At 63.6% G+C, this 14839-nt stretch carries 12 protein-coding genes; 8 read left to right on the top strand and 4 right to left on the bottom strand.

Going from position 1 to position 14839, the window contains the following annotated elements; all coding sequences use genetic code 11:
* Nucleotides 1-59: 59 nt before the first annotated feature.
* The 4 genes from VMI09_13910 to VMI09_13895 form a co-directional block, all read right to left on the bottom strand.
* Complete coding sequence (locus VMI09_13910) at nucleotides 60-1769, bottom strand: amidohydrolase family protein (GenBank protein ID HTQ25785.1); 1710 nt, start codon at nucleotides 1767-1769, stop codon at nucleotides 60-62.
* 202 nt (nucleotides 1770-1971) lie between these two features.
* Nucleotides 1972-2514 carry a carboxymuconolactone decarboxylase family protein gene (locus VMI09_13905; protein ID HTQ25784.1) on the bottom strand — a complete coding sequence of 181 codons (543 nt, stop codon included), beginning with the start codon at nucleotides 2512-2514 and terminating at the stop codon, nucleotides 1972-1974.
* A gap of 32 nt (nucleotides 2515-2546) precedes the next feature.
* On the bottom strand, nucleotides 2547-4253 hold the full coding sequence (ilvB, locus tag VMI09_13900) for a biosynthetic-type acetolactate synthase large subunit (protein HTQ25783.1): 1707 nt from the start codon (nucleotides 4251-4253) through the stop codon (nucleotides 2547-2549).
* Between the two features lie 170 nt (nucleotides 4254-4423).
* Nucleotides 4424-6076 (bottom strand): FHA domain-containing protein, encoded by a 1653-nt coding sequence (locus VMI09_13895; protein HTQ25782.1) that lies wholly within the window; start codon nucleotides 6074-6076, stop codon nucleotides 4424-4426.
* A gap of 157 nt (nucleotides 6077-6233) precedes the next feature.
* Here VMI09_13895 and VMI09_13890 point away from each other — a divergent pair, with 157 nt between their 5' ends.
* The 8 genes from VMI09_13890 (at nucleotide 6234) to VMI09_13855 (ending at nucleotide 14825) form a co-directional block, all read left to right on the top strand.
* Nucleotides 6234-8300: a hypothetical protein gene (locus VMI09_13890; protein HTQ25781.1), complete on the top strand. Its 2067-nt coding sequence runs from the start codon at nucleotides 6234-6236 to the stop codon at nucleotides 8298-8300.
* Between the two features lie 19 nt (nucleotides 8301-8319).
* On the top strand, nucleotides 8320-9006 hold the full coding sequence (locus tag VMI09_13885; GenBank protein HTQ25780.1) for a hypothetical protein: 687 nt from the start codon (nucleotides 8320-8322) through the stop codon (nucleotides 9004-9006).
* 199 nt (nucleotides 9007-9205) lie between these two features.
* Entirely contained in the window at nucleotides 9206-10438 is a 1233-nt protein-coding gene (locus VMI09_13880) for an HlyD family secretion protein (protein ID HTQ25779.1), read from the top strand.
* An 88-nt stretch (nucleotides 10439-10526) separates the two neighbouring features.
* Nucleotides 10527-11609: a phosphotransferase gene (locus tag VMI09_13875; protein HTQ25778.1), complete on the top strand. Its 1083-nt coding sequence runs from the start codon at nucleotides 10527-10529 to the stop codon at nucleotides 11607-11609.
* A 144-nt stretch (nucleotides 11610-11753) separates the two neighbouring features.
* Nucleotides 11754-12191 carry an MbcA/ParS/Xre antitoxin family protein gene (locus VMI09_13870; GenBank protein HTQ25777.1) on the top strand — a complete coding sequence of 146 codons (438 nt, stop codon included), beginning with the start codon at nucleotides 11754-11756 and terminating at the stop codon, nucleotides 12189-12191.
* Nucleotides 12182-12856, top strand: coding sequence for an RES family NAD+ phosphorylase (locus VMI09_13865; protein ID HTQ25776.1), 675 nt, complete (start codon nucleotides 12182-12184; stop codon nucleotides 12854-12856). The genes VMI09_13870 and VMI09_13865 overlap by 10 nt, the downstream gene beginning before the upstream one ends.
* Before the next feature lie 151 nt (nucleotides 12857-13007).
* On the top strand, nucleotides 13008-13472 hold the full coding sequence (locus VMI09_13860) for a hypothetical protein (protein HTQ25775.1): 465 nt from the start codon (nucleotides 13008-13010) through the stop codon (nucleotides 13470-13472).
* Between the two features lie 147 nt (nucleotides 13473-13619).
* Nucleotides 13620-14825, top strand: coding sequence for an efflux RND transporter periplasmic adaptor subunit (locus VMI09_13855; GenBank protein HTQ25774.1), 1206 nt, complete (start codon nucleotides 13620-13622; stop codon nucleotides 14823-14825).
* The last annotated feature ends 14 nt before the right edge of the window (nucleotides 14826-14839 follow it).

The following is a 14839-nucleotide window of genomic DNA, read 5'->3' as shown; positions in this document are numbered from 1 at the left end:
CGGCCGCCGGCACGTAATCGCGCCGGCGGCCGTTGCCTGTCGCTTATGGTTGTGTCGCCTTACGCGGCCACGCCGTGACGCAGCAGCTTGCCCGGCGTAGCTCCGGTGCATTCGCTCTCGGTGAAGGTTATCGCGCCGTTGACCAGTATATGGCGATAACCTTCGGCCCGCTGCACTCGGCGCCATTCGTTGCCCGGCAGGTCGTGGACGATCTCGACCGGCCCTACGCCTAGCTTTTCGAAATCGTAGATCACGATGTCGGCCGGCGCGCCCTCGCGCAGGAAACCGCGGTCCTTGAAGCCCGCGCAGAACGCCGGCAGCGCGCTGAGGCGCCAGTGGATCTCCTCCAGCGTCAGCCATCCGCGCTCGCGCACGAAGGTCGCTATACCTTCGGTCGGATAGCGGCCCGCGGTCAGGAATTTGGTGTGCGCGCCGCCGTCGGAAACGCCGAACGTGATGTAAGGATAGTCGATGATCTCCTTCATCAGCGCGGGGTCGCGATTGATGGCCGGGGCGAAAAACTCGGTCTTGAGGTTGTCCGCCACCGCCAGGTCGCACATCACGTCGACCGGATCCTTGCCGTCGCGCTCGCCCGCCTTGCGCAGCGTCATGCCTTCGAGATGGCGCAGCTTTTCGTCGATCACCTGCGTGATGACGATTTGATCGAAAAAACTCGTGATGAGTCCTTCGCGAGGCAGGTTGGTCTTCAACCCGTGGCGGCGCGATGGATCGGCGAGCTTCTGCTTGCGCTCTTCGAGCGTGCCGGTCGTGACCTCGCGCCACGAATCCGAGTCGTCGAACAGGTTCCAATCCTCGAAGGTAAAGGTCAAGCCGGCCTCGGTGGTGATGCCCTGGCCGTAAACCGGGATGCCGTTCTGGCGGCACCGGTCGAGCCATCGAATCATGTTGCGATGGCGATGCGGGAAGCGGTCCTGCGATTGCACCGCCTCGAACATGATCGGACGGCCGCTGATTTTCGCCAGGTCCTCGTAGTGGCGCGCGTCTTCCTTGGGGTTCCAGCTCGCGAGCGTCATTTCCTGGAAGCCCTCGCCGCGATCGCCGAGCACCTTGGCGAAAACCTTGCACGTCTCGTCGTGCATCACGTCGGTGTTCATCGGCGAGCCGTCCCAGTCGCGCTGCACGGCCGACGGCCCGTCGGGCTTCAGGCGCTGCGCCGACCATCCATAGGCGCCCGCGTCCATCGCTTCGTTCAGCAGATGGGCCATCATGCGATGCTCATCGTCGGTCGGCATGCGGCCGGTCTTGGATTGCTCGATCCCCATCACATAGCCCATCAGCGGATTCACCGGCACGTAGGGCAGCACGTTGACGCCCTTGGGCAGGCGCTCGATGCGATCGAGAAATTCGGGATAGGTGTGCCAGTCCCATGGCATGGCGGCCTTCATCGCGGCGAGCGGAATTGCCTCGGTGCGCGTCATCGTCAGCATCGCGCGCTCTTCGTCGCCCGGCTTGACCGGCGCGAAACCGAAGCCGCAGTTTCCGATAACCACCGAGGTCACACCGTGCCATCCGGAGATCGTGAGCCACGGATCCCAGAACAGCTGCGCATCATAGTGAGTGTGGAGGTCGATGAAGCCCGGGGCCACGATAAGGCCGCGCGCGTCGATGACCTGTTTGGCTTCGCCGGCCGCGATACGCCCGATCCTGGCGATGCGTCCGTTCTTGATCCCGATGTCGCCGCGGATGCGCGGTGCGCGGGTTCCATCGACGATCATTCCGTCCTTAATGACAATGTCGAATTCTGGCATCAGCAGATCTCCGCATTGGAATAGAGTCGGGTACCATTCATGCTTCGCATTAATCCGAGCACGGATCAAGAAAAGCTGGGCTTATCAAGCAAGCGTTTGGCGGGTCGGCATCGTTCGATGCGCTTGGGCGCGCGGCAGTGTCAATTCGCGAGCGAACGATGTTTGCCTGTCAGCGCGGTGGCATGCGAACGGGAGCGACGGTTCAGTTCTTGTGCGCGCCGGCTTCGAGCTCGACGCCCAAAGGCACGATGATTCGCACCACCGCGTTGTAGAACGCGACGCTCATCGCAAGCTCCATGATCCGGCGATTGTCGAGAAAGGAACGGAGCGCGTCGAAGGTCTGGTCGCTCACCTTGATCTTGCTGGTAACCTCGGCCGCATAGCGCATCACCGCGCGCTCGTGTTCGCTGAAGACCGACGATCGCTCGAAGTCCGCAAGCTGCTCGAGTTGCTCGCGGCGCACGCCCACGCCCAGCGCGATATTCCAGTGATGGACGAATTCGTACTCGGCGCCGGCGATACGCCCGACCGTCATCAGGGCGAGTTCGCGCAGCCGCGGATCGAGCTCGGTGCAGTTGCGCAGCTCGAGCGCCATCGCGGAGAAGCGCCGCAGCAGATTGGGCGCATGGGCGATCGTGCGATGGATGTGCATCGGCGGCGCGCCGCGGTCGCGCTCGTGTTCGTCGAAAACCGCGTGCCCCTCGGCATCCAGGTCCTCGCGCTTGAGGTAGGGCAATCGGGCCATCGCAGGCTTCTCCTCTGGGCTGAATCCGACGCTCAGGCGAACAGCATCTCGGACATCGCGCCGCCTGGCGGGATCATCGGCATCACCGCCTCTTCCTTGGGGATCACGACGTCGATCAGCACCGGCCCGGGCGTGGCGAAGGCCTCCTTCATCGTGGGCGCAAGCTCGTTCTGCTTTTCGATCCGGAAGCCGCGCGCGCCGTATGCCTCGGCCAGTTTGACGAAGTTCGGCACCGACATCGCCGAGTACGAGTAGCGCTCCTGGTAGAACTTCTCCTGCCACTGCCGCACCATCCCGAGGAAATAGTTGTTCAGGATGATGACCTTGACGTCCACGTTGTACTGAACAGCAGTGCCGAGTTCCTGGATATTCATCTGGATCGAGCCGTCGCCCGAGACCACCACGACCTTGCGCTCGGGCGCGGCGAACTTGGCGCCGATGCCGGCCGGCAGGCCGTAACCCATAGTGCCGAGCCCGCCCGACGTCAGAAACGAGCGCGGCTTCTCGAACGGGAAAAGCTGCGCGACCCACATCTGATGCTGGCCGACGTCGGTCGCGACGATGCAATCGCCTTTGGTCAGACCGTGCATCTCCTCAAGCACATGAACTGGCGAAACCGCGTCGCCCGCTCGCGGGCCGTTGCCGTTCTGGTAGAGCGGCTTCTCGCGCTTCCACTGGAGAATCTGCTGATGCCATTTGGTCCAGACCGCGCGGCGCTTCGCGATCGATTCGCGCCCCTTAACCACCGTCAGCATGTCGGCGAGCACCGACTTGATGTCGCCGACGATCGGGATGTCAACCTTGACGTTCTTGGATATCGACGACGGATCGATGTCGATGTGAATGATGGTCTTGGCGTGCGGAGCGAAATCCGCGATGCGCCCGGTGACGCGGTCGTCGAAGCGCGCGCCGATCGCCACCAGACAATCCGTGTTGCACACCGCCGTGTTGGTGCCGTACGAACCGTGCATCCCGAGCATCCCCAGACACAGCGGATCGGAGGACGGCACTGAGCCGAGGCCCATCAGGGTCTCAGTGACCGGGATGCCCATCCCGCGCGCAAGCTGCGTAAGCTCGGGCGCCGCGCCGGACCATTGCACCCCGCCGCCGACATAGAAGAGCGGCTTTTCGCTCTTCTCCAGGGCTTCGACCGCGCGCTCAATCTGGCGCGGATTGCCCTTGAGCGTCGGCTTGTAGCCGCGCAACTCGACCCGCTCGGGATACTTGAAGGCGTGCTCGGCCACCTGCACGTCCTTGGGAACGTCGATCACCACCGGCCCGGGCCGGCCTGTGCTCGAAATATAGAAAGCCTCTTTGACGATGCGCGCGACATCGCGCACGTCCTTGATCAGGTAATTGTGCTTGGTGCAGGGGCGCGTGATGCCGACGAAATCAGCCTCCTGGAACGCGTCGTTGCCAATCATCGTGGTCGGCACCTGCCCCGAAATGACGATCATCGGGGTCGAATCCATATTGGCGTCGGCGATGCCGGTGACCGTGTTGGTCGCGCCCGGTCCGGAGGTAACCATCACGACACCGGGCCTTCCGCTGACGCGCGCGTAGCCTTCGGCCATGTGCGCGGCGCCCTGCTCATGACGCACGAGCACGTGCTTGATCTTTGAATCGAGCAGGGCGTCATAGGTGGGCAGAATCGCGCCGCCCGGATAGCCGAAGATTACGTCAACCCCTTCGGCGACCAGGCTTTCGATGATGATTTGCGCTCCGCTAAGTTTCTTCATCGGCGACACTGCTGCACGAAAACAGACCTCCTGAGGGTTAGAACGCCAAGCGTACACTAAACGAAGGGAATCGCTCAACGCGGCCCGCGGCGGGCGCGCCGCTTCGAGGGCTCCGCCGCCGAAGCCGACTTTCAGACGCCGCCGCCTGGAGTTAAGCGTGACTTGCGCGTTCAGTAGCGCAACACGAAACGCACGTCGCCCAGGCGCACCTGGTTGCCGCTGGTTACGCGCGTCGAGCCACGCACCTGCTGCTCATTGACGTAGGTGCCGTTGGTCGAGTTGAGATCGGTCAGCTCGAAAACTCCGTTACGGCGCATCAGCCGGGCGTGGGCGCGCGAGACGCTCGCATGCGGTATCACCACGTCGTTGTCTTCGCCGCGGCCGAGCGAGACCTCGTCCTTGAAGAGACTGTACTCGGCCGGCACCGGATCGATCGCTTCGAGGAGGCTAAGCCGCGCCTCGTTCGCCGCCATCGGACCCGACGAGGGCGGTGGCGCCGACGACACGGTGCGCGCGACGGGCGCGGGCGCCGCGGTCACCGCAGGACGCGCGGCAGCGCGCGGCGGAGGCGGCGGCGCGGTCTGGCTCTGCGCCTCAACGATCGCCTTGAGTTCCTCAGCCGATACCCCAAAGCGCACCCGCGACAGCCCGAACAACCCCATAATCGCGATCAGCGGCACCGCCAGGTTCCACCAGTTGAAGGACAACTGCCGGAGTCCGGTGCCCCCCATGTTGGTATCGGCCTCCGCGCCCCCTTCGGGGACGTTGATGGTCGCGCCGCCGACGCCATGCACCTGATAGGAGGTCTCGGCGGAGCCGGTCTGACCGTTGTAGTTGATCTTGAGTTCGACCCTGCGATCGGTGCCGTCCTCGATCGGACGCGGCGTGCGATAGGTCAGCGAGTATTCGGTCGCGATCGAATGTCCGATCTCGCGCACCAGCGAGGCAAAGCGCCCCTCCTCGGTAACGATGTTGTAGGAGCGGCCGTGCGTGGCCTCGACTATTTCGGCGTACTCGGGCGCGATGAACGGCGGCGGCACCACCGCGTAGAGGGTAAGCCCATTGCGCTTCATCATCGCGGCAACGTCGCTCCCGGTGAGATCGGTCACGTCCTGGCCCTTCTGATGGTGATCCCAGAAGGCCTGGTCGTGCTGGGTGTAGGCGGAGCCGTCGCCCTTATGATGCGGCGGGGCGTCAGTGACTATGATGATGATGCCCTGGGCCTGCGGGCGAAATGGAAAGCTCGCGGCGTAGGCGAGCGCGTCGAGCTGATCTTCGGGAATATCGCCGCCGCCCGAGGCGTGCAGCGTGCCGACCCAGCTGATGAACTGGTTGACGTCCGAGGTCATGGTTTTCTGATAAGAACAATTGCAGTCCGCATATTTCGACACCACGTAGTCCTCGAACGTGACCAGGCCCAGGCGATAGTCGCGATTGTTGGCGGCGAGGTCGTGGGCGAAATTCACAATGTTCTGCTTGACCGCGTCGATATACGGCTGCATCGACTCGGTCACGTCCATTACGAACACGATGTCTACCGGACGGCCCTGTCCCACGCCCCGAAAATCAAGAATCTTCGCCGGCTTGCCGTCTTCGAAGACCTGCACGTCATCGGGGCGCAGATTGCCCACCGGCTGCCCGTCCTGATCGGTCAGACCGAAATCGAGTTCGACGCCGCCGTCGGAGTCGAAGTGCTGCAAGCCCGGATTGCCGACCACGACCTGCATCGAGGCGAGCGCGTTCGCCACCGTGCACAACTGGAAGGCGACGAGCGCGGCAAGGACCAGCGCGGCTGCGATCACGGCTTGCGGGATACGCTTCATGTCAGCAGAAATTCTCCCGGAATTCTCTTTGTGCGCCGGCCATGCAGTCAAGTCCCACGCCCCGGTTTACGTTGCGGCGCGCGAATGGTTGCTTGCCTTCGCCTACAGGTTAGGTTATCCCAAGCGGGAACCGAAATCTTCGTAGCAGGCTTTGCGAGTGAAACAGCTTACGTCCTGGCGGGCAGCGATTGCCCTGCTCGCACCGGTGTTGGTGCTTTTTTCCGTAGCGCTGGTCCCGGTCGAAACCGGAAGGGCCCAGCAGACTACGAACGGCGGCACCGTCGTCATCGCTCTTACCGGCTCTCCACCAGCGACCCAATTGCCGTACACGCCGGCTTTCCAGAGCCTCGCGTTCAACGTGCTGGCGGTCAGGCTCAATCCGAGCACCGATCCCAGCATCTTCCAGGACCAGACCGATCCCAACTGGGTCACGGTCCCAGTGGCACAAGGAGTCGGGCTAAACACCGGCTCCATGGTGGACGTATTCACCCAGCTCGCCGTGTTGTTCAACCTCAACACCACCGGCCCCAATCCCGGCTCCGCCGGCACCGGACCCAGCGAGCTGCAGGTCGATATGAACCAGATCCAGACGGTGCCCCAGCTGTTGAACAGCCAGCTGGTGCCGGCCAACACCTACCACGCGATTGAGCTGGAGCTCGACGGCAGCAATGCTGGCACGGTCGTTCCGATCTGCCTCGAAGAGGCTTCCAGCCAGCTCGAAGGATGTATCGCGTCGCAGATCGCGCTGGTCGATCCATCGGCGTTCCTGACTACCACGAGCGTGACCGGGGTCAGCGTGCCGCTCGGCGGGCTCACCACCCTGGTCATCACCATCAACCCGGTGACTTCGGGCGTTCAACCTTTTGCCGGGCGGCCGAACTTCAGCGGCGGGCTATATACGTTCTCGCCGAGCATCTCGGTGACGAGCACGGTGCTGCCAAACGTGGTCAACACGCTAGGCGAGGTAACCGGCTCTGCCTTCGGGGCGACCCAAGTCGCGGCCGAGTTGGCCAGCACCGGCCAGGTGGTCGAAATTGCGACTCTGGGCGGCGGCCAATATCAGTTGCCATTGCCCGCGAGTCCTGACGGTACGCTGTATGACCTGGTCGCCTCCGGTTCGAGCTCCGCGTACGCCTTCGCGCACAATGTCCTGGTGCGGCGAGGCAAAATACAGACGGTACAACTCAACTCGTCGGGTGCCGGTCAAATCTCGTTGGCCGGCAAAGTGACCGACACTTGCTCGGGGATGGCCCTGCAGGGGGCGACGCTCGAGATTCTCGCGCCGGCGCCAGGCAGCGGCGCCGATTGTACCCAGCTGCCGACGCCTTCGGACTGCGTAGTGCTGGCAAGCGCCAATACGGACGACACCGGAACTTACCCGATGTCGTCCAGCAATCTCGTGACACAAAGCTTCGACCGGGTACCGAAAGGCAATTACACAATGCTCGTCACCGATGCCGGCTACGACACCGTCGCTTCGAGCATGACGATCAACGGCGGCGCCAGCTGTTCCTTGGGAACGGGAGGCTCGTGTAATTTCGCGCTCGGACGATCGACGGTCGAGGGCCTGGTGACGATAAGTCCGCCAGTCCCTAGCCCGCGCGCGCTCAACGTGCTGGTGACCGCCGAGGACCACGGCACGCATCACATCGAGAACGTCACTCTGACCAGCGTGCCGGTCGGATCCAGCGCCGCGCCGTTCACGATGTTCGTGCCGGACGCAGCCAACGTCGCCTCGCTCGACATGTACGCGACAGTCAGCGACTATTTCAACGGATTGCCAGAGAAAGCGACCGGCCACACGGTCGCGGTGCTGTCCGGCTTTGCGCCGGCGTCGCGATGCGGCACGGCCGCGACCCGTCCGACGCTCTCGATGCAGTGCGCCGGGCATGGGTCGATCATGGGCTCGACGGCCGTCTTCGACGACGGCACCTCGATCGTGCTCTCCAAGGACGGCGTGCAGCTGATGTCGACGGGTATCGGCCCCCGCGGCAGCAACGTCAAGGGGGAGTTTTCGTTCTGCGCGCCGGTCGATACCGGCCCCTACCAGTTGCAGCGCTTCGAAGCGGTTCCGCCGGCCGCGATGCCCACGCCGGTCGCCTCGCCGACTCCGATAACGATGACGCCGCCGATACAGGTCGGGCAGCCCTGCAACAGCATCTGCGGCACGGGCAGCGGGAACTGCCTGGTCTGCACCAACCAGACCGGCGTGACGGTTCCGTAGCTCCGCCGAGAGATCAGCGATGAAAGGGAATTTGAAACTGAAGTGGTCGTCAGCGCTGCGGCACCTGGCGCTCGCGATGCTGACTTTCGCTTGCGCCGCATGCGGCGGCGCGTTCGGCACGGCGAATCCGACCGCACCCGGCAATACCTCTCAGGTCCCGGCGGAGAACAGTCTGTGGGTGCTCGGCACGCCGGGCACGCCGTTCCAGGCGCTGGTCACCGACAGTTCGCAGTCGTGGAGCTTTCGCGGCGTGGTGCCCGAAGCGGTGGTGATCGTCAACAACGCGCCCGGCACGCAGATGACGGTCACCAAACTCACCAATAATTCCGCGCTGATGACCACGCAACTGTTCAACGGAGTCACGCTGGTGGCCGAGGCCTCGACCAACGATCCGTTCGGTACCACAGTAGTGCAGACCTTCGGCGGCCTGACCGGAGTCGCACCGCACGCGAATCCCGATATCCGGATCTTCATGAAGGGACCGGCCAGCGGGCTGCTCACCGGATTGGTCGAGGATCTGTCGCTGAGCTTCGTGTTCGAAGCGCGCGCCCCGACGCTGTTTCTGTTCGAGCATCCCGACGCCCGCGTTGACGCGATCATCAATTCGGTCGACACCGCCGGAACCATCATCGCCGATATCCAGTCCAACGGCGTGGTCGCAGTGCAAGCGAGCGGAGGTCCCCGACTGCTCATCAAATTCCCCTAGCGCGCGGCGACCGCGGCCAGGCGGCGCTGCGCGCCGGTCCGCTCACGCCATAGTGGACGGCGTGGGACGGACAGGCTAAATTTGCCAAGCCGTTTTTTTCGATTGTGATCTATGGGTTAAATATGAGGGTTGGGCCCTCTGCTGCCGGTGTTGAACTGCCCGGCGTTTTCGACGACTCGGGGCGAATCGCGACCGCAAAATGAAATCGATCTGGTTCCGTCGGATCCTGCTCGCCGCAGTGGCGATCCTTTTATTGGCTGCCATCTTCCCGGCTCTCAGGTATTACCGCTATTTCAGTTCGCACGTCTCCACCGACGACGCCTACGTCGACGGCACCATCGGCCTTATTTCGTCGCGAATCTCCGGCACGGTTACCAAGGTCTTCGTCTCCGACAACTGGCGCGTCAAGGCCGGCGACACGCTGGTCGAGCTTGATCCGAGCGACTACCAGGTTCAGGTCAACGGCGCCGAGGCCCAACTCGAGCGCGCCCGTCAGACTGTCGACCAGCTTTATGCCCAGGTCGAGGCCGCGCAATCGGGCCTGAAGCTCGCCGAATCGCAACTCCGGCAGGCGCGCATCGACTACGACCGGGCAAAACAGCTCAAGGCTCAAGGCGTGGTATCGGCCGAGTACTACGACCAGGCGACGACGGCACTGCGCGTCGCGATGGCTACCCAGGGGCTGGCCAACCATCAACTGATGCAGGCCGAGGCGGCCCTCGGGACCAACGGCGAGGATCACACCCGCTACCAACGGCCGGTGGTTCAGCAGGCCAGCGCAGCGCTGCAGGCTGCGCGGCTCAACCTCAGCTACACGATGATCAGGGCCCCATTCGACGGAATCGTGACCCGCAAGAGCGTCCATATCGGCCATCGCATCGAAGCCGGACAGCCACTGATGGCGCTGGTTCCGATCCGCGGCCTCTACATCACCGCCAACTATAAGGAGACCCAGCTGACCGACGTCCGCGTCGGCCAGCCGGTCGAGGTCGAAGCCGACATCTATCCCGGCTACATCTATCAGGCCCACGTCGATTCGATCAGCATCGGCACCGGTTCGGCCTTCGCGCTGCTGCCGCCGGAAAACGCCACCGGCAACTGGGTCAAGGTCGTCCAGCGCGTACCGGTCAAGATCGTGCTCAACGCCCCGGAGCCGCTCGACAAGCCGCTCAGGATGGGTCTTTCGGTCGAGGTTACAATCGACATCTCCGACACCCGCGGACCGCTCCTCACGTCGACACTCCAGCACGACCTGGGCGCGCGCGGCGTAATTCCCGAGACGTTGCGGAAGACGCCCGACGAAGGAACGCAGAACTACCACTTTTTCGCTCCTTCGCAGCAGACGCCGTCCGGCTTACAATCGAACTCCGCTCCCGCAAGCCCACCGGCAAATCCGGGTCCGCCGCCGGAAGCCGGAGCGCCGCCGAAGTAGCGCCGGAGCCGGCGCGGTTAACGCTGATCGCGGTCCCGCAGGTCGCCAATTGCGCGGCGCACGACACGCATACTAGGCTCGCCTCGCCGTGCCCGACGCCCTTGCCCAAGTCCCCACCGAGCCCGAAACGCTCTCGGCTGCGCTCTGCGTCTATTTTGACACGGCCGTAGAGGACTTGCGCGTACTGGCGAGCGGATGGGAAACGACGCTCTACGAGTTCAGTCTCCGCGAGCGGAGCGCGATGCTGCCCGGCGTCGAACCTCGCGCACCGCTCGTCCTGCGCATCTATGCCAGCATCGAGGCCGCGAACAAGGGCGCGCTGGAGTACCGCATCATCAGCCACCTCGCGGCCGTCGGGTACCCGGTGCCGCAGCCCCATCTGTTCGAGGCTGGTGGCACTGCGATTGGCGCACCTTTCCTCGTCATGGAACGGCTGGGCGGCGGACCGCTGTTTGCGGTTCGCTCTTTCCCGCAGGCCTTCAAGACCTTCTCGGCGGGTTTCCTCGGTTTCGTGCAGGCGCAGGCGCGGCTCCATCGGATGCCCATTCAGCCCGCCACGTTCGACGCACTGCAAACCCCGGCGGCCGAGCGAGAGGGCGCGGCGGCACGCCTGCTGGAGCGCACTCTCGACATCATCGCGGTGCGCGTCGAACAGGGCCCGCTGCCGGGATTGGCTCCGGCGCTCGCGCGTCTGCGGCGCGACGCGGAGAAGTTCAGCGAGGCTCCGCCGTCGCTGCTCCACCTAGACTACCATCCCCAAAACGTCCTGGTTAAGGGCTTTCGCGTAACTGGAATAGTTGATTGGGCCAACGCCGCGATCGGCGATCGACACTTCGACGCGGCCACCACCGCGGTGATCCTCTCGACCAGCGCGATGGAACATCCGCGCTGGATGCGCGACAACGCGGCTGGGAACAACCTGCGCCGCGTCTTCAAGGCCCTGTATCTCGCGCTCTACCAGGCCTTTGCCCCGATGAATCTGGCCCGCCTGCGCTACTACCAGGGCGTCGCCGGGGCGCTTCGGCTCTCGATGCTCGGAATGATGCGGGTGCGCGGGCCGCAAAGCGTCGGCTTTCAGCCGGGGGCGATTAGCCAGGTCACGCCGGACGTGCTGCGCCTGTTGACCTGTTACGTCGCAAGCAAAACCGGCACTGCGGTAAGTATCTCATAAGTGAGGGACTCTCTCGCGCCCAGACGATAACTAACGCCAGTTCTTTCTCTCAATCGGAACGAGACAAGCGTTTCTTTAACGAAATTGCGCCGATTGGCGCTATCTCCACATATGGACTATAGTATCCATAAGCAGAGCGACCCAATGAGCGCGCCCGAAAGACTGAGCGAACGTCTGGATGATGCGACGCCCGAGCGCCGTGACCCGGAGGTGCGCCGCCGGCTCTCCGCGCCCGCGATGCGCAGCTTTCTCAACGTCTGCCTGGCGTGGAATCTCGGCGTCAATCAGCAGCGCGGACTGCTTGGATGGCCGGCCGCTTCCACCTATCACAAGTACAAAGCTGGCCAGATCGGCACACTCTCCTTCGACATGCTGAGCAGGATTTCGCTGGTCCTCGGAATCTATAAAGCACTCCACATCCTCTATCCCCAGGCGGAACTTGCGGATCAATGGGTCAAGCTTCGCAACGCAAGCCCGCTGTTAGGCGGCAGGCCGCCGGTCGAGTTGATGATCGATGGCGGTATCGACGGTCTTTACCGGGTTCGGCGTTTGCTCGACGGCCGGCGCGGCGCGTGGAACTGAAGCCGCCGCTCGCCCATGTCACAAGGCGCGCGACCTTCCGCCTGATCCCCAGCCGCTATCCTTCGGTAGGAATCTTCGACGCCGTCGCGTCGGCCGAGGACCTCGAAGCGGTTTTCGAGCTAGAGGCGTGGACCAACGACAGAATCAGTAACGAGCTGGGCGTCCTGCATACCATTCCAGGCGACGAATGGCTCACGGGACGGCCGCTGGCCACGGTCGTGATGGCGGCGTTTTGCCATCCTCACCCCGCCGGCGGGCGTTTCAATGACCCAAGCCGCGGCGCCTGGTATGCGGCGTTCGCGCTCCGAACCGCGCACGCGGAGGCTATCCATAACCGCACGCGCGAACTGCACGAGATCGGCGGCTGGTTCGATACCTTCGTCCAGATGGCAGCTTATCTTGCGGATTTCGACGCCACCTTTGATGACGTTCGCGCCAGCCGCTTCTCGAGATACTTGAACCCCGACAGCTACAAGGCCTCGCAGCGGCTTGGCCGCCGGCTACTTGACCAGGCCTCCAACGGAATCATCTACCCGAGCGTCCGCGACCGGGGCGGCACCTGTATCGTTTGCTTCAGACCCAAGCTCGTCGGGGGCGTCCGCCAGGGCGGCTTTTACGAATATCGATGGACCGGAGAGCGTCAACCAGCGATCACGAAACTTTGATCCTGGCGAACAAGCAGGCCCTCCCCGGTGCGACTCGGCGCGGTTGTTGTAACCCCAAACGCGCGGCTTCGTCTTATGTGACGGCAGCCCGGATCACGGGCATCAACAGCGAGGTAAAGGTAAAATGGTTGGAAAGACAAAGCTTTCACGGGTGGCGGTGGCGATCGGCGCGATGCTCGCGATCGCCTGCAGCGCGGCGCTCGCGCAGGGATTCGGGGGTCATCGCGGCGACGCGCATCTGTTTATGCTGGCGAAGGCGGCCGGTATTGACCACTCAGCGATGCATGCGGCCTTCAAGGGCGATACGAACCTGAAGACTGATTTCCAGAACGTGAAGACCACGCATCAGGCGCTCCTCACCTGCCTGGCTTCCGGCGGCGCCTGCGACAGCCAGATTTCGGCCTTCGCCGCTGCGCAACAGGCGCTGACGGTCGAGAAGTACAAGGTCTGGGAGGGCGTGTTCAAGAGCGCCCCCAACACCTCCAAGTCCACGGCGCTGCTCGGCCAGATGCAGCAGCTCGAGCAACAGCGCCATGCGATTTTCCAGCAGGCTTTCGGCGCGCAGAGCGGCACCGACGTCTCTGACGGACCTGCTCCGTCGCCGCAGGCGGAGTAGCAGACGCGAGTACCTTCCCGGATAGAATCAAGCGCGCCGCGTTGATGGCTCGGTCGGGAACGGGCCATCGACGCGGTGCCTTGTCAAAGTGGGCGGCGGGCGCGCACAATCTGGGCTGATTGTCTAAGGGTCGGAAGCGAAAATAGCTTGAGGAGGCTACTGCGGCGCTGGAGTTGGATCGCGGCAATTGTCGCCGTCGTGATCGTCCTCTTATGGCTCAAGCACGCTCCCGCACCGGCCAGCTACGTCACCGCTGATGTCGAGCGCGGTGACTTGGTGCGCGCGGTCACCGCAACCGGCACGGTCAACCCGGTGGTGACCGTGCAGGTCGGCACCTACGTATCGGGCCCCATCGTAAAGATCTACTGCGACTTCAATACCGAGGTAAAAAAAGGGCAGGTTTGCGCCAAGATCGACCCACGGCCCTACCAGGTCACGGTCGAGCAGGCGAGCGCCAGTCTGGCCAACGCACGGGCGCAGTTGAAGAAGGATCAGGCGAACCTCAGGTACGAGCAACTGACCTACGAGCGCAACCAGGCGCTGATGAAGGATAACGTGGTAACGCAGGACGCTCTCGATAGCGCCCGCAGCGCCGCCGAGCAGGCTGCGGCGCAGGTCGAGCTCGATCGCGCCAGTATCCGCCAGCAGGAAGCCTCACTCCACGCCGCCCAGGTCAACCTGGGCTATACCGATATCATCTCGCCGGTGGACGGCACGGTGGTTTCCCGCAACGTCGACGTCGGCCAGACCGTCGCCGCAAGTTTTCAGACCCCGACGCTCTTCCTGATCGCGCAGGATCTTACCCGGATGCAGGTTGACGCGAGCGTCAGTGAGTCCGACGTCGGCCCGGTACGCCTCGGCCAGAGCGCCGAGTTCACGGTTGACGCCTTTCCCCATCATCCGTTTCCCGCGACTGTCACGCAGGTGCGCCAGGCGCCGGTGACCGTGCAAAACGTTGTCACTTACGACGTCGTGCTGGGCGTCGCCAACCCCGAACTTTTGCTGAAGCCCGGGATGACCGCCAACGCGAAGATCATCACGGCCGAGGAGCAAAACGTGCTCATAGTGCCGCTGCAGGCTCTCCGCTTTTCGCCTAACGGCGGCTCCGGCAAAGGCGCGAGAGAGGAGCATCGTCACGATGATCATAAAGCAGAGCTCTGGATCCTCAACGGTAAGACGATTCGGCAAATCCGCGTTGCCAGAGGCATCGACGACGGCACTTCGGTCGAAATCCTAAGCGGCGATCTCAAACCCGGCGATCGGGTGGTCATCGACGAGATGGCGGGCGCCGGCGATAGCAAAAAGCCGCGGCTGGCACGGCCGCAGATGGGCGGAGGGATGCATCATTTCTAGTCCGTGCGGTCTCT

It is taken from the genome of Candidatus Binataceae bacterium (genome assembly GCA_035500095.1).
GTDB lineage: Bacteria > Desulfobacterota > Binatia > Binatales > Binataceae > JAKAVN01.
The sequence above is the reverse complement of the archived record's forward strand: the minus strand, read 5'-3'. Positions and strand labels throughout refer to the sequence as shown.